24 protein-coding genes are annotated in these 24,756 nt (G+C 62.7%); 15 read left to right on the top strand and 9 right to left on the bottom strand.

The window, feature by feature from the left end; translation table 11 throughout:
- Positions 1–438 precede the first annotated feature (438 nt).
- The 9 genes from IPF85_RS00740 to IPF85_RS00700 all read right to left on the bottom strand — a co-directional run bounded on the left by IPF85_RS00740 (position 439) and on the right by IPF85_RS00700 (position 10,631).
- Positions 439–858 carry a hypothetical protein gene (locus IPF85_RS00740; protein ID WP_343406146.1) on the bottom strand — a complete coding sequence of 140 codons (420 nt, stop codon included), beginning with the start codon at positions 856–858 and terminating at the stop codon, positions 439–441.
- A gap of 599 nt (positions 859–1,457) precedes the next feature.
- The gene (locus IPF85_RS00735; RefSeq protein ID WP_343406145.1) at positions 1,458–2,732 is read right to left on the bottom strand and encodes a DUF4157 domain-containing protein; all 1,275 of its coding nucleotides are present in this window, start codon (positions 2,730–2,732) and stop codon (positions 1,458–1,460) included.
- Positions 2,729–3,007, bottom strand: a complete 279-nt coding sequence (locus IPF85_RS00730) for a hypothetical protein (protein WP_343406144.1) — start codon at positions 3,005–3,007, stop codon at positions 2,729–2,731. The genes IPF85_RS00735 and IPF85_RS00730 overlap by 4 nt, the downstream gene beginning before the upstream one ends.
- A gap of 3 nt (positions 3,008–3,010) precedes the next feature.
- A complete protein-coding gene (locus tag IPF85_RS00725) occupies positions 3,011–5,044 on the bottom strand; it encodes an ATP-binding protein (RefSeq protein ID WP_343406143.1) in 2,034 nt (677 codons plus the stop codon).
- A complete protein-coding gene (locus tag IPF85_RS00720; RefSeq protein ID WP_343406142.1) occupies positions 5,041–6,297 on the bottom strand; it encodes a DUF4255 domain-containing protein in 1,257 nt (418 codons plus the stop codon). Before IPF85_RS00720 ends, IPF85_RS00725 begins: the two co-directional genes overlap by 4 nt.
- Positions 6,294–7,043 carry a hypothetical protein gene (locus IPF85_RS00715; protein WP_343406141.1) on the bottom strand — a complete coding sequence of 250 codons (750 nt, stop codon included), beginning with the start codon at positions 7,041–7,043 and terminating at the stop codon, positions 6,294–6,296. The genes IPF85_RS00720 and IPF85_RS00715 overlap by 4 nt, the downstream gene beginning before the upstream one ends.
- Before the next feature lie 6 nt (positions 7,044–7,049).
- Positions 7,050–7,769: a phage baseplate protein gene (locus IPF85_RS00710; RefSeq protein ID WP_343406140.1), complete on the bottom strand. Its 720-nt coding sequence runs from the start codon at positions 7,767–7,769 to the stop codon at positions 7,050–7,052.
- Positions 7,770–7,771: 2 nt separating this feature from the next.
- Positions 7,772–8,290: a phage tail protein gene (locus IPF85_RS00705; protein ID WP_343406139.1), complete on the bottom strand. Its 519-nt coding sequence runs from the start codon at positions 8,288–8,290 to the stop codon at positions 7,772–7,774.
- Between the two features lie 10 nt (positions 8,291–8,300).
- Positions 8,301–10,631, bottom strand: a complete 2,331-nt coding sequence (locus IPF85_RS00700) for a phage tail sheath subtilisin-like domain-containing protein (protein WP_343406138.1) — start codon at positions 10,629–10,631, stop codon at positions 8,301–8,303.
- 338 nt (positions 10,632–10,969) lie between these two features.
- On the opposite strand from IPF85_RS00700, the gene IPF85_RS00695 reads away from it, so the two are divergent.
- The 15 genes from IPF85_RS00695 to IPF85_RS00625 all read left to right on the top strand — a co-directional run bounded on the left by IPF85_RS00695 (position 10,970) and on the right by IPF85_RS00625 (position 24,722).
- Complete coding sequence (locus IPF85_RS00695) at positions 10,970–11,230, top strand: GlsB/YeaQ/YmgE family stress response membrane protein (RefSeq protein WP_343406137.1); 261 nt, start codon at positions 10,970–10,972, stop codon at positions 11,228–11,230.
- 61 nt (positions 11,231–11,291) lie between these two features.
- Positions 11,292–11,588, top strand: a complete 297-nt coding sequence (locus IPF85_RS00690; RefSeq protein ID WP_343406136.1) for a hypothetical protein — start codon at positions 11,292–11,294, stop codon at positions 11,586–11,588.
- Positions 11,589–11,775: 187 nt separating this feature from the next.
- Positions 11,776–13,455 (top strand): HEAT repeat domain-containing protein, encoded by a 1,680-nt coding sequence (locus tag IPF85_RS00685; RefSeq protein ID WP_343406135.1) that lies wholly within the window; start codon positions 11,776–11,778, stop codon positions 13,453–13,455.
- A gap of 138 nt (positions 13,456–13,593) precedes the next feature.
- Positions 13,594–14,178 carry a hypothetical protein gene (locus IPF85_RS00680; RefSeq protein ID WP_343406134.1) on the top strand — a complete coding sequence of 195 codons (585 nt, stop codon included), beginning with the start codon at positions 13,594–13,596 and terminating at the stop codon, positions 14,176–14,178.
- A 12-nt stretch (positions 14,179–14,190) separates the two neighbouring features.
- Positions 14,191–14,637 (top strand): hypothetical protein, encoded by a 447-nt coding sequence (locus IPF85_RS00675; protein ID WP_343406133.1) that lies wholly within the window; start codon positions 14,191–14,193, stop codon positions 14,635–14,637.
- A 96-nt stretch (positions 14,638–14,733) separates the two neighbouring features.
- Entirely contained in the window at positions 14,734–14,883 is a 150-nt protein-coding gene (locus IPF85_RS00670) for a lmo0937 family membrane protein (RefSeq protein WP_343406132.1), read from the top strand.
- 67 nt (positions 14,884–14,950) lie between these two features.
- Entirely contained in the window at positions 14,951–16,735 is a 1,785-nt protein-coding gene (locus IPF85_RS00665) for an alpha-amylase family glycosyl hydrolase (protein WP_343406131.1), read from the top strand.
- A 107-nt stretch (positions 16,736–16,842) separates the two neighbouring features.
- Positions 16,843–17,250 carry an RNB domain-containing ribonuclease gene (locus tag IPF85_RS00660; protein WP_343406130.1) on the top strand — a complete coding sequence of 136 codons (408 nt, stop codon included), beginning with the start codon at positions 16,843–16,845 and terminating at the stop codon, positions 17,248–17,250.
- On the top strand, positions 17,211–18,329 hold the full coding sequence (locus IPF85_RS00655) for an RNB domain-containing ribonuclease (protein WP_343406129.1): 1,119 nt from the start codon (positions 17,211–17,213) through the stop codon (positions 18,327–18,329). The genes IPF85_RS00660 and IPF85_RS00655 overlap by 40 nt, the downstream gene beginning before the upstream one ends.
- A 61-nt stretch (positions 18,330–18,390) precedes the next feature.
- On the top strand, positions 18,391–19,065 hold the full coding sequence (locus IPF85_RS00650; protein WP_343406128.1) for an undecaprenyl diphosphate synthase family protein: 675 nt from the start codon (positions 18,391–18,393) through the stop codon (positions 19,063–19,065).
- Positions 19,066–19,197: 132 nt separating this feature from the next.
- Positions 19,198–20,571 carry an FAD-dependent oxidoreductase gene (locus tag IPF85_RS00645; RefSeq protein WP_343406127.1) on the top strand — a complete coding sequence of 458 codons (1,374 nt, stop codon included), beginning with the start codon at positions 19,198–19,200 and terminating at the stop codon, positions 20,569–20,571.
- Between the two features lie 51 nt (positions 20,572–20,622).
- Positions 20,623–21,264, top strand: a complete 642-nt coding sequence (locus tag IPF85_RS00640) for a rhomboid family intramembrane serine protease (RefSeq protein ID WP_343406126.1) — start codon at positions 20,623–20,625, stop codon at positions 21,262–21,264.
- 44 nt (positions 21,265–21,308) lie between these two features.
- Positions 21,309–22,583 (top strand): AI-2E family transporter, encoded by a 1,275-nt coding sequence (locus IPF85_RS00635; RefSeq protein ID WP_343406125.1) that lies wholly within the window; start codon positions 21,309–21,311, stop codon positions 22,581–22,583.
- Positions 22,580–23,812, top strand: coding sequence for an AI-2E family transporter (locus IPF85_RS00630; RefSeq protein ID WP_343406124.1), 1,233 nt, complete (start codon positions 22,580–22,582; stop codon positions 23,810–23,812). Before IPF85_RS00635 ends, IPF85_RS00630 begins: the two co-directional genes overlap by 4 nt.
- A gap of 1 nt (position 23,813) precedes the next feature.
- Positions 23,814–24,722, top strand: a complete 909-nt coding sequence (locus IPF85_RS00625) for a YihY/virulence factor BrkB family protein (protein WP_343406123.1) — start codon at positions 23,814–23,816, stop codon at positions 24,720–24,722.
- Positions 24,723–24,756 lie beyond the last annotated feature (34 nt).

Genomic DNA, 24,756 nt, shown 5'->3' with positions numbered 1-24,756 from the left:
CCGGTCGTCTTGGCGACGGTCAACGCGTTGTTAACTTGGTATTCTTGCAGCTGAGACCGCGTCTTCGCCCCGAACTTACCGTCGGCGGCCAGCAGCGGCCGCGCCGTCGGCGGCCGCGAGTTCAGTTGTTCCTGCAAAAACTTGACGTCGTCACCAGACGAACGGATGCGGAGAGTTCTGGGCATGATGGTATCCTTAAAAGTTTAGCCAATTGTCTTTGAGATTCTTCGCAAACACCCCCAACGACCATGGGGTGACCAGGCTGTATTTCAGAGCAATGCTACTTAGTAACTGCGACGTGCCCAGATCTATCACCACAATGCCGCCCTTCAGCAGTTTGGGTGAGTTGGAAAAACCGGTCATGGTTCACATCGCATTTTCGCCTCATGCTGGTTGATGGGTAGATATTGATCGAGTCTGACCACATTGATTCACTTCTCACCTGCTCTGTACGCCACGGCTCTGCAGAGGGGCACTTACACCCGTCGTTTGCCCGCCCTCGTGCGTTACCACCAATCTGACTTGGCTTGGACCCGGCGCCCCGGTGGCGAGCGCCGCCCTTTTTGCGCGCAAGAGTTCGAGAATGCGGATTCTGTTGGGAACGTCGCTCATGCCAGTCAACCGCGCGATCTCTGCGTCGAGATTCTGCGCAAGATTCTTGGCGGGGTCGATCGCGGTTGCGCTGCTGACGTTTCCAGCTCTGTTGAGCGATTTGTTGTCGATGAGATCTAATAGATCGAGCTTCTTGTTGTAGGCCATGCCGTCAAAGCTTGAGCCAGTGACGAAGTGCCCTTGTGACCCGCTGGGTCCCTGGATGAATTCCCAACCGTCCTTCTGTGAATAGTGCTGGAATCCCATCGTTTGTTCTCCCCCGTAGCCGCGGGCATGTCGTGGATCCATCTGTTGTGCCGTCACGTTCGATGCGACGGTTGCACCCGCCGCCCCGGCCACCGCTTGCGCACCAGGGCTGGAGGCCGGGACTGCCGTGACCGCACCCGGGGACGCCGCTGCAGTCGCTCCTTTGGTACTCGTAGCCTCGATCACCGATGCAGATTCTGCACGTGCGCCCTGACTCACGGCACCTCTGACCGCTGTTCCAGACACACCTCGAACTGCGCTAGGGACAGACTCGGCCGCGAGCGTCTCCGCCATTACGAACGCGCTCGGCGCAAAGTCGCCGGCGAGCACGGGCACTGTGCTCCTGAGTCCCTGCGACGCGAGAAACCCGGCCACTCTAATTCGCGGGGCAGCACGCCTGGTGGCGCGGACAATGCGCCGCGCAGCGAGCGCGAACAACACCGCCAATCCCGCCAGCAAAGATATCAATTGGATCGATAAATGGACGCTCGAGACCTAGCTCGTCCCCGCCGACGTACTTGCCGTCTGCATCGAGCACTCTTGTGACTCCGACCAAAAGGTGGAGATACCCCAGAATGACGCCATTCTCGTCGACCACCTTATGCCACCCAGGCACCAGCGGTACCGGCTTCTTTGTTGGCTTGATATGTCCACCATGCGGGTGGACAACCCGCACCAAACACGATGTTGGGTCCCACCGTGTAGGCATTGGCGCTCACCTCCCGCGCCGATGCTGCGGCCCGCCCATCGGTATGCACCCGCACGCCGCTGAAGTCGTGGCTGAAGCGCGGCTCCATAAACGACCGCGTGGCGGGGTCGAGGGGCTGGCCGGGCGAGGACAACACATCGTGGACGATCGGCGGGGCCACGGAGAGGTCGCTGCTGCCAGCGGCGTCGCGCTGGAGCATCCGGTAATCGCGGCGGGGCGTGAGGCCCGGAATGCCGAGGATGTTGCCCGATTGTGCCTGGCGGCCGCGTATGATCGCGTCAAGCTGCCGTTGCTCGGCCGCGCGCGCGGCCGGGGTTTTCGTTCCCTTTTGAAACTTCGCCTGATCAGCAGCCATGCGCTCCGTTTCGGCGCGAGTACGATCAGTATCGCTCGCCTGCGGCTTCTTCGCTGCCTCAGGTTCGTAGACAAATGTGATACCGGCCTCAGTCGGCGCGCTGAGCGGCCCTTTGTAGGTCAGCTTCACCTTCAGGCCCGGAGCGATCTTGGGCAGCTTGATCACCAGCCCCTTTAACGGAAATTCTTCGTTGCGCAGCGCCATCGTGGCGACCGTGCTGGCGGCGATGCCCAGCGTGACGGCCAAACTGGGCAAGGTTGAGACGAAGCCTTCGCCGAACTTCTCGGCCTGGTCGGTTAGCTGTTTGCCCAGCGTCGTTTCCAGGAACGTCTCCGCCCACTTCTCACCCGCTGCGCCAAACCTATCTTCGTTCGTCTCCAGCTTTTCAGACGGCTGTTGTACGTGCTGGTCGTTCTTTGCCTCGTTGAACCCCAGGTCAGGCAGTGAACTGCCAGGGTACTTGCGGCGCTCTTCGGCGCTGGGGTCGCGGGGCGATGGAGCCGAGGGTGGCCCGTCGCGCCGCAGCGCCGGCGCGCTGCTAAGCGTCCGTCCGGGCAGCACCCCCCCGCTGATCACGGCCTCGGCCACACGGTCGGCCTCTTGCTCGTAGCGATCGCCTGGGCGATTGATCGCCAAACTGCTAGGGCTGCGCTGGAGCGCACCTTGCCGATTCTGCGCACACGCGGCACACTCCCCGCCTGCAACCGTGTGATTGCCGCACGCGCACTGGCGCTGCAACAGGCCGCTGGCCGCCGGCTTCTGGATCTGCTGCGCCTTCTGCGCGATCAGGGTGCGGGCGAGGCCGCTCATGGTTTCCTCCCGATGCCGCCGTAGACGCTGCGCGCGATCTGCCCGCCGATCTCAGCCGGGCGCGCGCCTGCGTTGAGCCGGATGGCCGCGGCCGGCACATCGGGCACGGCGCCACCCGCCGGCCACGCCTGGGCGATGCCGCCTTCGGCCAGGCTGTCCGAGGACAGCAAGCGGGTCAGCTCGGCCTCGACCGCCGCCTGGACGCGCGCGCCGCCGCCGGGGCCGAGGGGCAACCCGTCCAGGATGAGGCGCTCGATGTGAACGTGAATTTTCATGGTTTAGATCCCATTGATCGGCCGGTCGAGCTTGCGCATCTCGCCCCGGATCGCTTCCAGCACGATCGGCATGGTGATCAGCGGCGGCTGCTGGCTGGCAGCCATGAACGCCGCGTTGAGCGCAATGTTGTGGATCAGGCCGCCGGTCAGGTTGAGCCGCGCCAACTGGTCGAGATCCAGCCCGGCCACCGGCGCCTGCGGCGGGAAGACCTTCTGCCACATCAGCCGGCGTTCGGGCAGGGCGGGGAACGGGAAGCTGACGATGAAACGCAGCCGCCGCATGAAGGCCGGATCGAGCGCGCTCTTCATGTTGGTCGCCAGAACTGCCAGGCCCCGGTACGCCTCCATGCGCTGCAACAGGTAGTTGATCTCGATGTTGGCGTAGCGGTCATGGCTGTCCTTGACCTCGCTGCGCTTGCCGAACAGCGCGTCCGCCTCGTCGAAGAAGAGGATGGCGCCGCCGTCCTCGGCCGCGTCGAACAGGCGCCGCAGGTTCTTCTCGGTCTCGCCGATGTACTTGCTGACCACCGCGGACAGGTCAATGCGGTACAGGTCGAGTCGCAGGTCGTTGGCCAGCACCTCGGCTGCCATCGTCTTGCCCGTCCCACTTTCGCCGGCAAACAAGGCGCTGATGCCAAGTCCGCGGTTCATCTTTGCCCGGAAACCCCAGCCATCGTACACGCGCAGCCGCTGCCGCACCTGGCCGGTGATCTGTCGCAGCAGCGCCGCGGTGTCCGCGGGCAGCACCAGGTCGTCCCACGTCGCCACCGGCTCCAGCCGCTGGGCCAGCGACTCCAGCCGGGGTCGGCTTGCGCTCCGGCACGCCCGCCACAGACGGTCGGCCACCCCGCCGGCGCCGGCGTCATCCAGTTGCGCTGTCGCGGCAGCCTGCGCGATCGTTGCGGGATCCAGGTTGAACTGAGCTGCAAGGGCCTCGGCGGCAAGGGCAGACGGCGCCTCACCTGCGAACGACCCCAGCGCGCCGGCCCAAAGCTCGTATTGCTCCGCCGCCGTGGGCTGGGCAACCTCGAACGCAGGTATGGACTCGGACAAGCCTGCAATCACCTCCCGCACATCCAGGAAGAAGATGCCGTGGCTGCGCGCCAGCAGTCGTTTCAGGGCCGCCATCTGCGGGCCGACAGGGGCGGTTTCGGACGCGTCGACGTACAACGCCAGCGGCAGGAGGATCGTCTCCCGCTGCCACAGGCGGGCGAAGGTCTCCAGCTCGGCCGGGTTCGCCGGCAGGGTTTCGGCCGACAGGCTGTGGGGTTGCACGCCCAACAGCGCGGCCACCTGCCCGGCAATCAACCGCTTGCTGGCGGCGTGCGGGCCGGTTAACTGGATCGCGGGCAGGCGTCCCGCGGTCGCGGCCCGGCGGAGCTCGCCGGCGATCTCGTCGGCTGCGGCGCGCTGCGATGGCGGCAGCGCGCCTGCGACAGGCTGGCCAGTGCGGCTGTCCATGGGCGTCAGCAGCGGCTCGAGGCGGTCGTCGAGGGTGTTCAGCCCCTTCAGGTAGTGGACCATGCGCTCGTCGGCGCGCAGGGCGCTGGCGATGAGCGGCTGCGCCCCGGGCTGGTTGATCTCGATCAACCGCCAGTAGCGCAGCGGCCGGTCGGGCGCAAGCGCCTCCCAGGCTGGCTCCTCCAGCGCGGCCAGCGCCAGCCCGAACGTGGGATGCGGCCTGGCGGGGTCGTCCTGGGCACGGGCGCACAGCCCGGCCAGGCGCGTGTCCAGCTCCATCCCCGCGCACAGCAGCAGCACCTGCGCCTCGAAGCGCGACAGCCCCAGCCGCTCGCTCAGGATGGCGAGCGCGGGCGGCATTTCGGCGGCCTCCGAGGAGGCATCTTCGGCAGCCTGCATGGCAGCCCGGGCCACGACCATCGCGCGAAGGTGTTCGTCGGAGTGCCGAACTCGTTCGGCGGGCGAGTTGCCAACTCGCCCCTCACCGGCCAGCGACGCCAGGCGGGCGCGCAGCCAGCCCAGGCCCGCGGCCAGGTGGGCTTCGTTGTTCTGCTGCCAGCGCGCCAGGTCTGTCATGTGATCGTCACCTGCGGGCCGATGTACTGGTTGAACGTCGGGCTGCTCGCGACGGTGTCCACTTCCAGTGGGCTTTGGGCGCCGTCCACCTGCACGCGCAGCAGGAACGATCCCGGTGCAAAGCTCGCCGGGATCGGGAAGCTGAGCGTCGCTGCCGGCGGGTCGTCAGCAGATCGTGCAGGCAGAGGGAGCGCCTGGTCGCCGATCAGCAGGGCCACGCGTTGGCCGCTCGCGACCGGCGGCGTCACATCGAGCACGAGCGTCGCCTCGCGGGCGGCCGTCAAGGGCGGGGCAGTGGTGATGCGCGGGGTCAGGACGAACGCTACTACATTGGACTCGAATCCCGCGCCTGGGTGCGCGGTCGGGGGCTTGCCCAGGCTCACCTCGTGGCGAACCTGGAGGGTGTTCACACCCGCGGCCAGGCTGGCAGGCGGCGATACATCAATGCGTTCGTCACTGGTGGGGCTGACGGACACTGCGCTCGCGCCGAAACTCACCACCGTGCTGGCGCCCTTGAGGTTGAACCCCTTGATCGCCAGCGTCCCGCCTGCGAGGACGGCCTGTGGTTCCAGCTCGGCAATGAACGGGCGACGGAAGGGCGTGACCGTGACGACAGGCTGGCGCACAGGGATGGCCGCTGGCACGGGCGCCGTCTCCTGGATCAACACCACGGAAGCAACGTACGCCATAGATGGGCGGTAGCGCGCCTGCAACGCCGACCAGAGCTTCGAGAGCTCCTCGGTGTTCATGGTCTGCGGCGTGAGCTTGATCTGCTCGATCTGGTCGGCCAGGTCGGCGGCCGTGCGCTCCGTCACTGAGGGCGGCATGAGCGCCGCGGTGACGGGCGAATTACCGGTCAGCGTCCTGCGGATGGCCTTGCGCGTCAGCACCGGCGTCTTGTGGAGCAGGAACATGCCGTACCCTAACAGGATTTCAGCGTTGAGATCGTCACGGCCGTACGCGGTGAGCAGGTAGTGCAGATCGAGTGCCAGCGGCGGATTGCTGAGCCGGCCATCGCCCCGGCTGTCGAGCGAGGGCAGGCCGGTGTTGCGCCAGCCGGGGTTCGGCGTCACCTGGTAAAGGAACAGGTTGAGCTGGTTCGGCTCCTGTGCGCCGGTCTCGATGCGATCCGGCGGCAGCGCGCTGACCGTGATGCTGCCCACATGAGCCGCCAGGTCGTGGTTGATCAGGCCGTCGTTGAGCAGGTCCTTCAGAACGGCCGTCACCGCGGCAATAGCAAGTGGGCTGCTCATGGGTTCCCTCGCTCCGTTTTGCGGCGCAGGTATTCTTCCAGAGTCATGATCGGCGACGCCGGACGCCCGGTCGGCTGTGCGGCAGGCGATGTCGTCGCGCGCACCTCGACGCGACCGATGGTCACCTGGATCGTCGGCCCGGCATCGGCCGGCGCCTGCGGAGGGGGTGTCTCCCGAGCCGCGCGCCGCGTCTGCACAGGAACCACACGCGGGCGGGTCGAGCTGACCTCTGGCACAGCCGTGGCCGGCCGCACCGCCGGCTGCGGGGCAAGACCGCCGGCCGCTGACGGTGGCACTACCTCCGGGGCGGCGGGGTGGCTCTGACCCGCTGCATTCGTGGCGGGCGCAGGCGATGCGGGGGCCGGTTCTCGCCCCGCCGCGCGTGGCGCCGACACGCTGACGCCATCCGCTCCGCCGGGGCGTTCCCAGTGCTCAGGCACAGCCCCGGTGGGATTTGAGCGCGGGAGAGCCGGCGCGCCCATCGGCGCACTCCTTTCGGTCTCGATGTCGCGCATCACCCGCCCGGCCAACGGGCTGATCGTGGCGAGATCAGGCCGCCGGGCATCCCTCGCGGCCGGAACCGCAGAGGCTTGTGTGTCGAGCTCAAGCTCTGCCGGCTCCGGCCAGCCTCGGCGCAAGGCGCCGCCGGCCGGGCGCGGCTCGAAACGGGAGGCCACCCGGGGGCGTACCGCGCTTGCTGTGCCCAATGCTTGGGCAGCCAGGCTGCTCAGGAAGTCGTCACTCATCGCTGTTCATCCGCCGATCATGTCCAGGTAATGCTGCCGGCGCTGCGCGCTCAATCCCAGGATGTCCGCCTCGCGCCAGCCGTAGGCCGACGCCAACAGGTGTACCTCACGCAGGGTACGTCCGGCCCAGTCGTCCACCTCGCGCCACAAGAAGGAGGCGATGTCAAAGGGCGCCTGCCACGCATGGACGCAGGCCGGGCAGGTCAGGTTCAACTGCACATCGGCCCCCGGGTCGGCCTCGGCCATGCGCGCCACGATCTCGTCCAGCAAGGCCCCTGGCAATGTGTCGAGCGGTGCGTCCACGCAACGTGCCAGCAACGCCTGGCGGAAAGCCGCCGCATCCGCCACCTGTCCCACCGCCAGCAGGTCGGCGGTATCCGGGGGGCGGAACTGCACCCGGTGGCCCTCATGCAGGATCTCCCCCCCCACCCGCTCATCTGTCAGAGGGGGGGGCGGAGTCCGGATATCGGCCGTCCGGAAGCTGAGGTCCAGCGTCTCGCCGCAGTTGGGGCAGCTTGCCAGCGCCGCCAGATCGGGGCCGAATAGTTGCTGGCGCAGCGCCAACAGCTCGGCGTTGCGTTGACCGATGGTCAGGCGCTCCAGGGCGGCCCGCTCGGCGTCCGGCCTGGCCCATTGCAGAAAGGCCAGCGCCTGCAGCGCCTGGGGCTGGCCCAGGCCTTGCTCCCAGGTGTCAAGCAATCTCGATGCTGAAGTTGGCCGTGGCATCTTCACGCGGCCAGGATCGGTTCACTCGGCTCGGGAACTTCCCGATCGCGTTCCCAGCCCTCGTTCTCCAGTTTGATATGCTGGATCAGCACGGCGTTGGCGTTGGCGTCCAGGTCGGCCTGGGCCTGAAACTCGGAGACCCAGCAGCGGTACACCTTATAGGTCATGGCCAGTTGGCCCGCCTCGTTGTAGATCTCGATGAGGATGTCCTTGCGGAAATCCTTCAGTGAGACCTCGGCGCCCAGACCCGAGCCAAAATTCCAGACCTTATTGGCCCACTGCTCGAACTCGGTGTCGTGGGTCACCCCGCGTTCCAGCGTGATCGCCTCGTACTCGGTGCGGCCCGGCGACTTGCGGGTGCTGCTGGGATCGCCGCCTTCCCGATGCTTGACGACCTCGGTGGTGCGCTTCAAGGAACCGACCTTGCTCACTCCTGCCACGTAGCGGCCGTCCCACTTGACGCGGAATTTGAAGTTCTTGTATGGATCGAACCGTTGCGCGTTGACCGTGAATTGTGCCATGGTGTCCCCCTCATGCCTCGATCTGGCCGGCCATCTGCTGAAGCTTGATAATCACGAACTCTGCCGGCTTGAGCGGGGCGAAGCCGACCAGGATGTTGACGATGCCGAGATTGACATCATTCTGGGTGGTCGTCTCTCTGTCGCACTTGACGAAGTAGGCCTCGCGCGGGGTCTTGCCGGCGAAAGCGCCCTGCCGGAAAAGATTGTGCATGAATGCCCCGGCGTTAAGCCGAATCTGTGCCCAGAGTGGCTCGTCATTCGGCTCGAAGACTACCCACTTCAGCCCGCGGTACAGGCTTTCTTCGACGTAGAGCGCGGTCCGGCGGACAGGAACGTACTTCCACTCATCGGCCATCTGATCGGCGCCGCGCAATGTCCGGGCGCCCCAAGAGATCGTGCCGAAGACGGGGAAACTGCGGATGCAGTTGACGCCCAGGGGGTTCAGCGTACCGTTTTCCCCGTCGGTAAGGAGGTAGGCAACACCCTGTGCGCCCCCCAGGGTCGCCTCGGTGCCGGCTGGCGCCTTCCACACGCCCCGGGTGGCATCAGTGCGCGCATAGAGACCGGCGAGGGCGCCGCTGGGAGCGGTGTTGCGCAGTTTGCCGCCGTTCAGTGGATCGGCGACCGAGATCCATGGGTAGTACACCGCGGCGTTCTTGGACTTGGGCAGCGAGCTGCCGGTGGCCAATGTGCCCATGGCGTCGGGCTTCGTCGTGATCTCCGGCGGGTCAATGATCAAGAACGCTCGCCGCTCCTGGCAGTACGCATCCGCGTCCTGCAGGATGCCTGCATCGCTCACCCCTGGCAGGCACAAGATGTTGAACAGATCAACCGACTCGAGCGCGTAGATGCCTTTGCGCAGGGAACGGTTGCCAATGAAGAGGTTGTAGGCCTCGTCCGCGGTGAAGGCGCTCTCAGTACCGCCCTGCAACATCACGTTCTGCGGTAGCGTGGTCGTGGCCCCGACCAACAGTTTGAGGTTACCGGCGATGTCGCTGCTGTCGGCAGCGCCGCCGACGACGGACGAGCCAGCCCCGCGTGAGCCGGATGTCAGGACAAGCCGGTTGCCGCCACTCACTGAGGCCGTGAAGTCGCGATAAGCGGGCTTGGACGGCTTGAGGGCACGCACGGCCGTCTGAATCCGGTCGGCGATAATGCCCAGCCGGTCCCCAAGGCTGCCGCCTCCAACAGCCGTATTGCCCAGGTTTACGACGGCAGTTGTATCGCCATCGAGACTGATCTTGAAGCTGTTGTGGGTTGGACTGGGGATCGCAGCAGGATCAGCAGCGTTGGCGGGCACATCAGCCGCAACCAACACGTCACCGGTGAGTGTGCCGTGATCGGGCAGCTCCACGGGACGAAGCGTCGCCACGGCATCGGTTTCGGCGCCGCCGTTGGCTGTGCCCAACTTCAGGCGGGCCGAAAGGTCGTTGCGAGCCCCGGGCAGCACACGCACGCTGGAAGCCTCGCCCGCGACGCCGGAGGTCATGCGGATGCGGTTGCCGTCGGGCGCACAGGTGAAGCCGGCCACCAGCGGGTTGCTGCCTGCCGCGGCGGTAACCTTGGCCGTGATCGCGGTGCAGAGGGCGGCCAGCCGTGCGACATCGTTCGCGCCGACCAGGTCGGCGTCGGCGATCTGGACGGGTACAGGAGGGGAGCCGTTGACGGAAACCTGGAACTGGTCGTGGTTCGCATCTTTCAGCGTTGCTACGTCCACCAACGCGCCACCCGAAGCCAGGTCATCGCTGAGACTCGTGCCGGCGCCCAACGCCGCCAGCACGGCGAGGGATGCCACCCGCTTGGCAATCGCCAGTTGTGAGGTGCGCAAGATATTCTCCACGTAGCGGGCATCGTGGCTGTTCATGGAGAGATTCTGGAAGGTCTCGCTGCGGTTCTCATCGGGCGCCTCTTGCGAGGTGTAGCTCAGCGTCAGATTGAAGGTGCTGGCCGGGTTCGCGGTCCTGGTGTCAATGCGCACCTCGATGCCGTTGCCGCTGAAGCCTTCATCCTGTGCTGTGAGCTCCAGGACGTTGGTCAGCGTGCTGTTCTGCAAGATGCGCGCGGCGGGGCCGGCATCCTTGGCCAGTCGCACCACCCACGCTTCGCTGCCGCCATTCGTAAAGAACTGGCGTACCGCGTAACTCAGTTCCGAATTGGCGCTGAGACCGCCGAACCGGCGCTCGAAGTCGCTGAAGCTCAACATGCGAGTGGCCTGATTGATCGGCCCGCGCCGCGCCGAACCGACAAACGCAGTAACGGACGTACTGACCCCTGTGATGGTGCGCACACCACTGGCAATTTCCTCGACATAGACGCCCGGATAGGTCAATGTGCTTGGCATAGGTTATGCTCCCTGGAAAGAATGAACAGAGTATACATAGTATCTCACGTAGGTGAGGCAAGCGGTGTAATAGTTCTTACTTTAGAACCCGTGTGCTTTTCCTCTGTCACCCAAGGCTAGAGAATGTGGAACGTCTACACCAAACCATGTACATTAAACGTATCAAGGGCTGCCTTCTCAGGCGGCCCTTTTTGCTATGTAAAATCAATCGTAATTGCAGACGACAGGGCTGACCGCTTCCGATAGACTACGACCAGAAAGAAAAGTGATCTGCCAGGTTGTTGGCGGAGCTAGTCTTCTCTCGGCAAAAGGAAGGGTAGGAAGGGAAGGGTAGGATTATGGGTATTCTTGCATGGATCGTCGTTGGGTTAATCGCTGGTTGGTTGGCCAGCCAGGTGATGCGCGGTGGGAGTTACGGCGTCATCGGTGACATCATTCTGGGTGTGGTAGGCGCCTTGATCGGCGGTTTCCTGGCCGCCAACCTGCTGAACATGCCGGATGCCGTGAACGGCATCAACGTCACCAGTATTCTCGTCGCCTTTGTCGGCGCGGTGATCCTGATCGCCATTCTGCGGATGGTGTCCGGCCGCAGGCGTTAGTCAAAATTAGCCGTTGAATCTGCATTCTGCAGTTCACCATTTCGTCAATCTGGAGGGAACTATGTCCAAAAACACACAGAAGGCAAAGGATGCCGTTCAAGACGCGAAGAACACCGTCAAAGACGCGGCACACGACGTGAAGAACGATGTCAAGGATGCCGCTCACGATGTGAAGAACAAGCTCAAGGACGCCGCACGCGACACAAAGAGCAAGGTTGAGGATGTCGCTCGCGACGCCAAGCACAAGGTTGAGGACGTTGCTCACGACGCCAAGCACAAGGTTGAGGACGTTGCTCACGACGCCAAAAGCGATGTCAAGGCCGCGGCAAATCGCAGCAAGCGCAGAATCGGCCGCTAAATAGCTCCCCGCCCATGTAGCTCCCCGCCTATGTTATGACGCCCGACGAGGTGGTAGCAACCCCGCCCTACTGCCTCGTCGGCCCGATGCCGCTGCCTGTCTACTCAGGGGCCGTCCTATATGTGATTTATCAATAGGAATGTACACGGGTCGTGCCTAGTGAAGGACGCCCCGGGAGAGGGCAATCATGATCGTACAAAATGCTTCGCAGGTTCACAAGATAGTTGGGATACACGCCGATTCGCGGCAGATAACACCCATGCGGGTGATGTTCTGCCTGGCGCTTTGCGCCCTCATCGGCAGCATGGCGCCAATCGCGGCCGCTTCGCATCGTGATGCGACGGTTCCGCAACAGGCGGGCACACCCGCGCTCGATGCGCCACAGGCCACGTATCGTTACACCAGCCAGACAGATGGCACCACGCAGGTGCAGCGCAGTACCGATGGCGGCCGCACCTGGGCGGACGCGGGCATGGTCCCTGAGCGTGTGTTGCAGTTGGTGTCCAACCCTATGAACGACACCGTGGTGTTCGCCCGCACCGGCGCCAACCTCTGGCACAGCGAGACCGGTGGCGTCAACTGGGCAAGCGTGGCCTCGCTGCCCGGCCGGCCGCTGGCTCTGGCGATGACCGGCCATTCCGACCCATCGGGCCTGCTCTTCCTGGGGACCGATACCCAGGGTCTCTATACCAGCCTCAATGGCGGCGAGACCTGGCAGGCGGCCGGCGGCAGGCTGTCTCAGGTGGGGGCAGGCTCGCTCGCGATCAACGCCCTCGCGGTAAGCCCTGGTGATGAGCAGGTCGTCTATGCGACCGCAACGTTCAGCATGGCTACTCCCCAAGGGCTGCACAGCATTCAGCTTGCGTTCATCAGTGTTGACGACGGCCGCCATTGGTTTGAAATGACGCCGGCACAACATCTTGACCAATCCATCGCGCAAATGACCCCGCTCGTTGGCCCGCTGCTCGCCGTCCTGATTCCAACCCCTCACGGAACTCAGGTGGTTGGTTTGGACGTAGGCCTCGCGTTCGCGACCGGGCTGTCTGACCCCGACCCCGGCATGCGTGCCGCGACCGCTCGCGCCATAGGCTTCTCTCATGATCGCGCGCTGCTGCCTATCCTCCTGCTGGACCTGCGCGATCCTGACCTGCTTGCCGGCGATCAGGTGGCTGAGGCCATCGGCCGGTTAGGCGATGCAAGCGCCGTGCCCTTGCTCATGCCTGCCCTGTCTGATACCGACGAGATCATCCGCGCCCGCGCGGCCACGGCCCTGGGCTGGCTGCATGCTGAAGAAGCGATCCCGTCATTGAGCGCCATGCTGCGACACGATGGGCCCTGGGCCAGCCGGCACGCGGCCGAGGCGTTGGCAACCATCGGGACCCCTGCGGCGATGGCCGGCCTGACGGCGCCGCTTGCCGACCAACCGATGACGCCGGCGCGTCACGCGGCGATGGGTGCCCTTGAGAGGGCCGGCCAACCCGCCGTGGCCGCAGTGGTGGCCGCCCTGAATGATTCGAGCGCCGTGGTGCGCACGAATGCCGCAGAAATGCTCGGTTGGCTGAAACCTGCGAGCGCGGTGGCCGATCTGGCCCGCCTGCTCTCGGACCCGGATCCCGCGGTGCAGGCCCAGGCCGCTTGGGCTTTGGGTGAAATCAATACCGAGCCAGCACGCCTGGCGCTCAATCCGGCGCCGGTTGCACTGCTGGTCGCACCAGTCCTGCCGGCCGTGTTGCCCCGTGCCATTGCCGATGTCCCGGCCGACACCTGGACCCTGACGGCGATGGTAGCCTTGTTGGTGCTCGGGCTGCTCGCCATCGTACTGATTTGGAAGGGACCGCGGCCGACATCGCACCTTGGGCATACGTGATCTGCCGTAATGACTTGAACTGGCGGAACTGCTACAGGGAATGTTGAACGCCGAATTATGGAGCATAGGGATGTGCAAAGGTCAAGGCGCCTGGGGGAAATGGTGAAAACTGAGTGGTCATCTACGAAGCCACGGTCCATGCCGAGAACGACCCATTGGCCGTGGCTGGTGGCCGCAATTCTTGTGCTTGCCGGCGTGGTGGTACGAGAGACCGTCGTGCGCGCAAGCAGCGCCACGTCGAGTGCAGCCATGGCGCAGGAAATCAACACAGCGTCGGCTCGGCTGACGCTGCGCGATGGCATTGCCGGGTATGAACTCGATTACCCGGCCGGCTGGCGGGTGGAAGCGGACGAAGGCTGGCTGACGACCCTCTACTCCTACCCGGCCACGACTGAGGTGGGCACGGTGCAGGCACCGCAGAGCAAAATCGAGATTGTGCCCGTACCCGACGTTTCCGCAGAAGGTCGCGCCGGCGTGACCATCCTGGCGCATTTGGCCGCACAGTTGATGCAGGCGCACGAGGGCGCGCCCCCCGCCTTGCGTCAAACAGCCATTAATGGCGTGCCCGCGGTGCGCGCCGACATCGTCACCTTCAGCGGCGAGCCAGCGCGCGTCATCCTGATCGTCCTGGACGGACAGGCCCTGCAATTCGTCGGCTACGGCGATTTGGATGCCTTTAGCGACATTATGTCAACATTAAGACAGGCGCACCCCGTGGTATAGGAGGAAAAACGTATGTCGAACACCGAACAGAAGCTCAAGGACACGGCACACGACGTGAGGAACGCCGTCAAGGACACGGCACACGACGTGAAGAACGCTGTCAAGGACACTGCGCACGACCTGAAGAACGCTGTCAAGGACGCGGCGCACGACGCCAAGGCCAAGGTCCGGGATGCAGACACGGCGCACGATGCCGAAGACAAGGTCCAGGATGCGGGCATGGCGCGCAACGTGAAGTACGCGGTTCAGGACGCGGCGCACGACGCCAAGATCGCCGCCCAGGATGTGGCGCACGACGCCAAGATCGCCGTCAAGGATGCGGCGCATGATACGAAGAGCAGAGTCCAGGATGCGACGGATGATGCATCAAGGTACATTGTCACCAGCGTCCTGTTGACCTTCCTCGGCGCAGTGGTCTTAATTGCGCTCCTGCGCTTGATATCCGGCCGCAGGCGTTAGCCAGGGCGCGGACTATAGCGCGAATCGGGCTGCGGGACATCGCCAAACGGTGTCTGCGGCATGGCAAATCGAAGTTTTCACAAAGGAGGTGTTCCAATGTTATGGACGATTGTAGTGATTCTCGTGGTTCTGTGGCTACTAGGTCTGGTAGCCAACATCGGCGGTGGGCTGATTCACATTCTGTTAGTGGTCGCCCTGGTCGTCATGGCGGTGAATCTGTTGCAGGGCCGCCGCGCATTAGGGTAAACATGAAAAGTGACTGTCCTGTCTGTCCTTTCGAGCAGACAGAACAGTCATCACGTCAGGAGCAACCATGAGCGATGAAACCAGGATCCAGGGCATGGGCGCGATCCCTCACGCAGGGGGGGTCGCCTTTCGCGTCTGGGCCCCTTATGCGCAGCAGGTCGCCGTCATCGGATCATTCAACGAATGGGACGGTGGCAAACACCCCATGCAGGCCGAGGAGAACGGCTCCTGGTACGCCAACGTAGCCGGGGCGCATGTCGGCGATCAGTATAAGTTCCTGCTGACCACCGTGCAGGGCGAGTTCAAGCGCATTGACCCATATGCCCGCGAGGTAACCAATTCGGTCGGCAACGCCATCGTCCACGACCCGAGCTTCGACTGGGCGGGGGACGACTTTCAGCTCGCCCCCTGGAACGAGCTCGTCGTCTACGAGCTGCATGTCGGCACATTCAACGAGGTAGACGACAATGTCCCCGGCAAGTTTGCCACGGTGTCGGCCCGGCTGGAGCATCTGAGAAAGCTCGGCGTCAACGCAATCCAGATCATGCCGATCGCCCAGTTCGCAGGAGAACGGTCGTGGGGTTACAACCCTTCGCACATCTTTTCGGTGGAGACCGATTACGGCGGCCCCCTGGGGTTCAAGCGGTTCATCAAGCGCGCCCACGAGAACGGCATTGCGGTGATCCTCGACGTCGTTTACAACCACTTTGGCCCAAGCGACCTCGACCTTTGGCAGTTCGACGGCTGGTCCGAGAATGGTCGCGGCGGCATCTACTTTTACAACGATGACCGGGCGCGCACACCCTGGGGCGATACCCGGCCCGATTACGGACGCGGCGAGGTGCGCCAATTTATCCTCGATAACGCCAGCATGTGGCTCGACGAATACCACGTGGACGGCCTCCGTTTCGATGGCACGGTCTACATTCGCACCCCGCATGGCCCCGGCAGTGCGGATCTGCCCGATGGCTGGAGTCTGCTCCAGGCGATCAACACCCTGGTCGAGCAGAAATACCCCGGCCGGATCACCATCGCCGAGGACTTGCAGAATAACAAATGGCTCACCAAGGACGTTGATGCCGGCGGCGCCGGGTTCGGCTCGCAATGGGATGCCAACTTCGTCCACCCCATCCGCCAGGCGGTGATCACCCCCCAGGATGAGCAACGCTCGCTGGCCGCTATTCGCGATGCGATCTGTTATCGCTACAACGATGACGCATCTGACAGGGTCATCTACAGCGAATCGCACGACGAGGTGGCAAGCGGCCAGGCGCGCGTGCCGCAAGAGATCAATCCGGACGACCCCGAAGGCTGGTACGCGCAGAAACGTTCGACGCTGGCCGCCGCGCTGGTCTTTACGGCCCCCGGCATTCCCATGCTCTTTCAGGGTCAGGAATTCCTCGAAGGCGGGTGGTTCCGCGACACGGTTCCGCTTGACTGGGACCAGAGCGACGAGTTCCGCGGCATCGTTCGGCTCTATCGCGACCTGATCGGGCTGCGACTCAACCGCGACGGTTTCACGCGCGGCCTTTGCGGGCAGTCTATCCGGGTCTTTCACTTGCACGACGAACGCAAAGTCATCGCCTTCCACCGTTGGGATAAGGGCGGCCCGGCGGATGACGTCGTGATCGTCGCCAACTTTTTCCGCGAGCCACAGGATGGCTACGTCATCGGCTTCCCGGCCGCAGGGATCTGGAAGCTGCGTTTCAACAGCGACTGGCGAGGCTACAGCGAAGCCTTCGGAGATCATTCAAGCGCCGATGTGGTTGCCGAACCGGGCGAGTACGACGGTTTTCCCTGCCACGCGGCGCTTTCGGTTGGCCCCTACAGTGTGCTGATCTTCTCGCAATGAATGAAGGGATGAAGGAATGAAGGAATGAAGGAATGAAGGAATGAAGGAATGAATGAATGAAGGAATGAAGGAATGAAGGACTGCATTAGTGATAGGAGATTGATTCGATGCACAGCAATGACCAACAGCACCGTACTCTTCTGCAGAGTATTGCCCACAGGGCAATGATCGAACGCGGGTTACTTCCCGACTTTTCGGCCGCGGCGCTGGCCGAACTGGACAAGATTCAAGCGGCCGCAGGGGCAACGAACGCTGAGTCAATTCGTGACCTGACCGATCTCCTGTGGGCCTCCATTGACAACGACGACTCGCGCGACCTGGATCAGCTCACTGTCGCTGAGACTCTCCCCGGAGGCAACGTCAAGATTCGTGTGGCCGTGGCTGACGTGGACGCGCTGGTGAAGGACGGTTCGGCCATTGACGAACACGCGCGCACAACACGACCTCGGTTTATACGGCGGCCGAGATTTTCCCGATGCTGCCTGAGGCGCTTTCTACCGACCTCACCTCCCTGAATTTCGCTGAGGAGCGCCTGGCCGTGGTCGTGGAGATGGTGGTCGGCGCGGACGGCGCTCTGCTGGGATCGGATATCTATCGGGCGCGCGTCCGCAATCACGCGAAGCTGGCCTACCACAGCGTGGCGGCCTGGCTGGAGGGGAACGGCGCTCTCCCCGATGGGATTGCGGCCGTCAAGGGCCTGGCGGAGAACTTGCGCGTGCAGGATCGGATCGCCCAGAGCCTGAAGAATCTGCGGCATGTCCATGGGGCGCTGAGCCTGGAAACCATCGAGGCGAAACCGGTCTTCGATGGCGACCGTATCCGTGACCTTGAAGTAGACGAGAAGAACCGCGCCAAGGAGCTCATCGAGGATTTCATGATCGCAGCCAACGGCGTGACCGCCCGCTATCTCGCGGCCAAGAAATTCCCTTCGATCCGCCGCGTGGTGCGCACGCCCAAACGTTGGGATCGGATTGTCGAGCTGGCCCGCGAACAAGGAGCCAAGCTGCCCGACACCCCGGATTCGGCAGCGCTGGATAAATTCCTCGTCACGGAGCGAGCTGCCGATCCACAAGGCTTCCCTGACCTCTCCCTCGCGGTGATCAAACTGCTGGGCGCGGGCGAATATGTCGCCGAACGACCCGGCGACACGGCCCCAGGGCACTTTGGTCTCGCGGTTAAGGACTACGCCCATTCCACCGCCCCGAATCGCCGCTATCCCGATCTGATCACGCAGCGCCTGTTGAAGGCCGCCATCGCGGGCCGAGCGGCGCCCTATAGCTATGCTGAACTGGACGTCCTGGCCAAACATTTCACCGCAGAAGAGGACGCCGCTAACAAGGTCGAACGGCAGGTCGGCAAATCCGCCGCGGCGCTCCTCCTCGAATCGAGGATCGGCGAACAGTTCAATGCGATTGCCACAGGCGCTTCCGACAAGGGCACCTGGGTCAGGCTGCTCACCGTCCCTGTCGAAGGAAAGGTGATGAGCGGGTTCGAGGGCGTGGATGTCGGCGACCGGATTCGCGTGCAATTGGTTGATGTGGACGTTGAGCGCGGCTTTATTGATTTCAGGAAAGTCGGTTCATCAAGACGTTGATGATGAAGTGTGGGCCCCTTGTTGGGGGTGCAGAGTTGGCTGTGAAAGGGAGGTAGCGCTCGTGGATTTGCCGACATTCAGACGTATTCCGAGACATGTGGCGTTCATACCCGATGGCAACCGCAGATGGGCACAAAACAGAGGGTTGCGCAAAGAAGAGGGTTACGCCTCCGGTCTGGCGCCAGGGTTCCAGCTCTATGACATTTGCCGAGCCCTCGGAATCGAGGAGTTGACCGTCTACGGATTCACAAGCGACAACACAAAGCGGCCTCCCGAACAGACGGCTGCGTTTCGGCAGGCGTGCGTGGATGCTGTAGCCGGGCTTTCTAAGCTGGACGCTTCGCTACTGGTAGTGGGAAATGATGACTCGCCGCTCTTCCCTCCCGAGCTGAAGCCCTACAGGACCCGGCAGGGACTCGGCGACGGCACGCTAAAGGTCAATTTCCTGGTGAACTACGATTGGCGCTGGGATCTGAGCGAGGCTGCGACAAAAATGAGCGGCGCCACCGGCGGCAAGCGAAAGTCATTTACGGAATGCATCGGTTCGGCGGAAGTATCAAGAATTGACCTTGTGGTGCGCTGGGGAGGCCGCAGGCGGTTGAGCGGTCTGTTGCCCGTGCAGGCGGTATACGCGGATTTCTACATCATAGATGACCTCTGGCCGGACTTCAAACCGGAGCACTTCTTCGATGCATTGCGGTGGTATGAGTCGCAGGATGTCACGCTGGGAGGATAGTTTGGGCGCCCCCCCCCCCCCCGGGCCCCCCCCCCCAAAAAACCCCCAACCCCCCCCCCCAACCCCCCCCCCGCCCCCCCCCCCGGGCGGGGAAGGACGAGCGAACACTTCAGCGCCGGAATAGAGAAATCCATGCCTAAAAACGCATATGACTTGATCGTCATCGGCTCAGGCGGCGCGGGCAGCACTGCGGCCACGACCGCAGCAGGGTTGGGCAAGCGCGTCGCGTTGATCGAACGCGATAAGCTTGGCGGCACGTGTCTGAATTATGGCTGCGATCCAACCAAAACGCTGTTGCACACTGCGCACACGCTGTACCACGCACGGCACGCCGCCGTGCTGGGTTTACGCATCCCGAAAGCCGAAGCCGATTGGGCAGCGGTACAGGCGCATGTGCGGCAGGTGCAGGAAACCATTCGCGGCGGCACACCCGAACAGGCCCGCGCGGGCATCACGGCGCAAGGCGTTGACCTGTTCATGGGCGAAGCGATGTTCACGTCACCGCATGAAATCCGCGTAAACGGCGAGATCGTACGCGGGGAGCGCTTCGTCATCGCGACAGGCACAACCGCCTTTGTTCCGGATATCGAGGGGCTGGCAGAGGCCGGCTACATGACCAACGTGGAAGCCGTGTCATTGCCCGAACTGCCGAAGCGCCTGGTAGTGATCGGCGGTGGCCCCATCGGCCTGGAGTTCGCGCAGATGTTCAGCCGCTTCGGCGTGCAGGTGGTGGTGATCGAGCGTGAAAAGCAACCCTTGCCACGCGAAGATCCCGAGTTGGCGATGGCGCTTTGTGCGCAGCTTACCGCCGAGGGTATCCGGCTGGAATTTGGCGCCGAGATGCGCTGCGGCGAAATCGGCGAGCACGGCAAATGTATCCACATCCACGGTGAAGGGGGCAAAGAAGAGGATCTGATGGCCGATCAGCTATTGGTGGCGGTGGGGCGGCAACCCGCTTTGGACGCGCTCAATCTTGCGGCGGCCGGTGTCCAAACTACCGCAGGGGGCATTCCGACCGACGCGACCTTGCGCACGAATGTACCGCACATCTGGGCCGCCGGTGATATTACCAGCCGTTATCAATTCACCCATGTCGCGTCCGATCAAGGCGAACTGGTCGCGCACAACGTGTTTGCCCAGGAGCCGCAAGCGTTCGACGATCGCGTCATCCCCTGGGTGACATTCACCGATCCCGAACTCGCCCGGGTCGGCGCCTCGGAGGCAGACTTGGTAGAGGCCAAGATCGAATACCGCGTGGGGCGCGTGCAATTCAACAAACTCGATCGCGCGATCGCCAACAATCAGACCTTCGGCAGCGTGAAACTCCTGGCGGATGCGGATGGCAAGCTGCTCGGCGGGCATATTCTCGGCGCGAACGCGGGCGATCTGATTGCGCCCGTAGTCTACGCGATGCGCTTCGGCCTGACGGTTAAGATGCTCGCTGAGGCGATGCTGCCGTATCCGACGATGGCGGAAGCGGTGCGCTGGGCTGCCGCTCAATTCTGAGGGTTGTTCCTTATGTCCTTTGTCCAAGTAGAGTAAACGGAGGAAAATCTTATGTTCCCGATCGGTGATGATAATAGCGCTCGCAGGACTTTTCCGGTGGTCACTTACGTTTTGATCGCCCTGAACGTCCTGTTCTTCTTCGTGGAGCTGAGCGGGGGCGATCCCTTTATCGAGAAGTGGGCTTTCGTACCGGCTCGCTTCCTTGCCGATCCCGGCGCCGGTCTCCTGACCTTCTTCACGGCCATGTTCATGCACGCCGGGTGGGTTCACCTGGCAGGCAACATGCTTTACTTGTGGATCTTCGGCGATAATGTCGAAGACCGCTTCGGGCACCTCAAGTTCATCATTTTCTACCTGCTCTGTGGGCTTGCGGCAACGTTTGCCCAATTGGCGTTTAGCGCCGGATCAAACGTGCCGAATTTGGGCGCCTCGGGAGCGATTGCGGGCGTGCTCGGCGCTTATCTCATCCTCTTCCCGCAGGGAAAAGTGAGGGTGTTGATGGGCAATCGCGTGATGCCAATGCCCGCGCTGATCGTCATTGGGCTGTGGATCGTGCTGCAGTTTTTTAGCGGCATCGGTTCTATTTCTAATACGGCAGATACGGGCGGCGTGGCTTACATGGCGCACATCGGCGGATTTGTCGCACGCCGTGCGTTGACACTCTTGTTTCGGTCGAAAAATGCAATTGCCTGATAAGTCCAGGCGTATCTCAGACATTCACAAAAGGTAGGGAAAGCATGGCACTCTATCCGTCTTCACAACCGTATCAATGGACATTTCGCCGCGTCATGTGGGCGACTCTTGTTCTCGTTTTTGTCGCGCTTGGCTTCTGGCTTCTCTATCGGTTCAACCAGGTCATTTTTATCTTGTTTGTCGCCATCGTGATAGGCACGGTAATCAGGCCGCTTGTAACCTGGTTGCACCGGCGGGGACTCCCCCGGATGGTGGGGGTCATTCTTGTCTACCTGCTGCTGCTCGCCTTGGTCATCAGCTTCATGCTGCTGTTATTCCCGGTGATTGTCGAGCAAGGGACAACGATTGCCGCCGCGGTGCCGGGTTACTACCAAAGCCTGCGTGAGTGGATGGTTCATTATCCGAATCAATTGATCGTGCGCCTCAGTGAGTTCCTGCCGGCGACCCTACCAAGCCTGGCGCCGACACAACAAACGGGACAGCAAATGCTGGCTTCGGCAGGGCAAGCGTTCGGTTATGTGGCATCGGCGGCCAAAGCCATTTTTACCGCCATCGTCATTCTGCTGTTGGCCTTTCACTGGACGCTCGATGGGCCGCGAACCATTCAGTCCTTGTTGCTGCTGGTTCCAAAGGGCCAACGCAAGAGCACTAGCGAACTGATCTCGGCCATGGAAACTAAGGTTGGTTTCTTCATGGCCGGACAAGGCGTCCTTTGCCTGGTCATTGGCATCATGGCGCTGGTTGCCTATCTGCTCATCGGCTTGCCCAATGCCCTGGTGCTGGCGCTGGCGGCGGGCGTGCTGGAGGCCGTACCGATGGTTGGGCCGCTGCTTGGCGCCATTCCTGCGGCCGTCATTGCCCTATCCATCTCGCCTTCCAAGTTGATCTGGGTGATCGTCGCCACGATGATTATTCAGCAGCTTGAAAACAGCGTGCTGGTGCCGCGCGTCATGCGCAGGGCAGTGGGAGTTAATCCATTCGTCTCCTTGCTGGCGTTCTTTGCCTTTAGCTCGCTACTCGGCATTGCCGGCGCGCTCATGGCGATTCCCATGGCCGCCATTCTGCAGCTCTTACTCGAGCGTTTCGTCTTCCATTCAGCAGCGATGGAGCCGGAGGTCTCTCCTGGCCGCGATTATGCCAGCCGGCTGCGCTATGAAGCGCAAGACCTGGCCCAAGACCTGCGCAAGCAGGCGCGGCTCAAGAAAAGAGGCTCGGACCTCAGGGTCAAGCAGATTGACCAGGTGATGGATGAGATCGAGACCATTACGACCGACCTTGACGCGCTGCTGGCGCAGGTCCGACCTTCAGGTGCATCATGACGAAACAAGTGGTAGGATTCGGCGCGGCCGTTATGACGACCCTGCTGGCGCTGGTGGTGCTGTGGCAGTTCCGTATTGTCGTCGTTTACGTGTTGATCTCGCTAACGCTTGCGGCCGCGGCGCGCCCATTGGTTCAGCGCCTGGTCGGACGAGGCTTTGTGGTGCGCGTGGCCTGGATTCTACTGGTCCTGGTGGCCCTGGGCAGTTTCGGCTTCTTGCTCTTCCTGACCGGTGAGGCCGCGATCAATGAGATTCAACTGTTGGCTCGTACGGTGTCGGTGCAGGATGAGTGGAAGCTGCCGGTCTGGCTGGAGGGCAGCTCGTTCCAACTGGCGCTGGCGGGGCAGTTGCCACCGCCAAGTACGCTCTTCGAAGCGGTGACCGGCAGCCAGGGGCAGCTCGTGCTGCCGGCCCTGTTTGGCTTCACGCAGGGCATTGGCGGCATCGTAAGCGGCGTACTCGTCATTCTGTTCTTGAGCATCTATTGGATGATCAATCAGATTCATTTTGAACGACTCTGGCTCTCGTTGCTGCCGTCTGGCCAGCGCAAAGAGGCGCGTGGTGTTTGGCGGACCATCGAGCCTGACATCGGCGCTTACCTGCGCGGCGAGGTCGTCCAGAGTCTCCTGGCGGGACTGCTGTTAGCCTTTGGTTTCTGGCTGCTCGGATCCCCATACCCAGTGCTCTTGGCGCTGGCTGGCGCTCTGGTCTGCCTGATACCCGTGGTTGGAGTAACCCTGGCGGTCATCACGGTACTTTTGGTCGGGCTGTTGACCAGTGTGCAGCTCAGTCTGTTTACGGCTCTCTATGCGCTCGTCGTCTTGACTGCCCTGGGCGCATGGGTCAAGCCGCGGCTTTTCAACCACCGATGGGATAATCCCATTTTAACCGTTGTTCTGCTCATTGCCCTGGCAGACGCTTTCGGCCTTGTCGGCATCATCGTCGCGCCCCCATTATCCGTGGTCTGCCAAATCTTGTGGAGCCGCCTGGTCAGCCGCCGCGCGGTTTCTGGGGCGGCGGCCCAGGTTTCAGACCTCAAAGAGCGGCAAGAACGCCTGTGGGCTACGATAAGGGCCATGGAAGGGCCGTCTCTGCCCTTGGTGACCAGCAGCATGGAGCGGCTTACCCAACTGATGGTGAAAGCCGAACCGATTCTGCAAGCGGCTCTGCCGGCTGAACCGTCCAAGCTGTTATTACCCGTTGCGCCTCAGCCCGAACAGGGAGCGTAAAATGGCCGCACTCAAAATGCCCAGAGAATTCACACTGCTTTGGCAGCGGGTCATCCGCCGCGCGCACCAGTTTGATCAGCGGACGAACGGCTGGTTAGGGATGTTGGCGGGCGCAGCCGGGGAAGCCTTGAAGCCTGACTCGGCGGTTACGGCCGCGGCGATTGCCTACTTTGCCCTTTTCTCCCTGTTTCCCCTCACCCTCCTGAGCATTTCTATTGCCAGCTTCACCCTGGGCCCGTTGATGGACCAGCATCTCGTCGTACAAAAACTCGAGTTCATTACACCTGCCCTCGGCCAGTTGGTAGGCCCCAATATTGACGAGATCGTTCGGGCGCGCGGGCCAGTGACCAGCGTCGCGCTCGTTGGCTTGATCTGGTCTGCCTCGACCGTTTTTTACACGCTTACCCAAACCTTGAATGGAATTTGGGGCAATAAACAAAGTCGGCCTATTTGGAAGCGGCGCGGTCTGGCCATCCTGTTTGTCCTCGCCTTCGTTGGCCCGGCTCTCTTCCTGGCTTCGTTTGCCAGCAGCCTGCTTGCCAACTTCCGCGCCTGGTTGCCTGACTCCATCATTCCGATCGGTGGCAGTATCAGTTTGGTATTGGCTATCTCGCTCGATGTGGCCTTATTCATGGTGCTCTACATCATGCTCCCGCATGCAGCTTCGACCTGGCGCGAGATTTTACCCGGCGCGATCGGGGCCGGCCTGCTCTGGGAACTGGCCAAGAAAACCTTCTTGTTCTTTGTTTCCACCTACATCTCCGTTTCGAACCTGGTTTATGGTTCGGTGGCAGCCATTGTCGCGATCCTGACGTGGGCCTACCTGAGCGGCGTTATCTTTCTCTTTGGCGCTTACTTGAGCGTCTCCTATTACCAGCGGAGGCAGCAACAACATGAAAGAAGTTCATGACCAGAGACCTCGCTCCACGGGTAAACGCCGCATG

Source organism: Candidatus Amarolinea dominans (assembly GCF_016704685.1).
In the GTDB taxonomy this organism is placed as follows: Bacteria; Chloroflexota; Anaerolineae; order SSC4; family Amarolineaceae; genus Amarolinea; species Amarolinea dominans.
The sequence above is the reverse complement of the archived record's forward strand: the minus strand, read 5'-3'. Positions and strand labels throughout refer to the sequence as shown.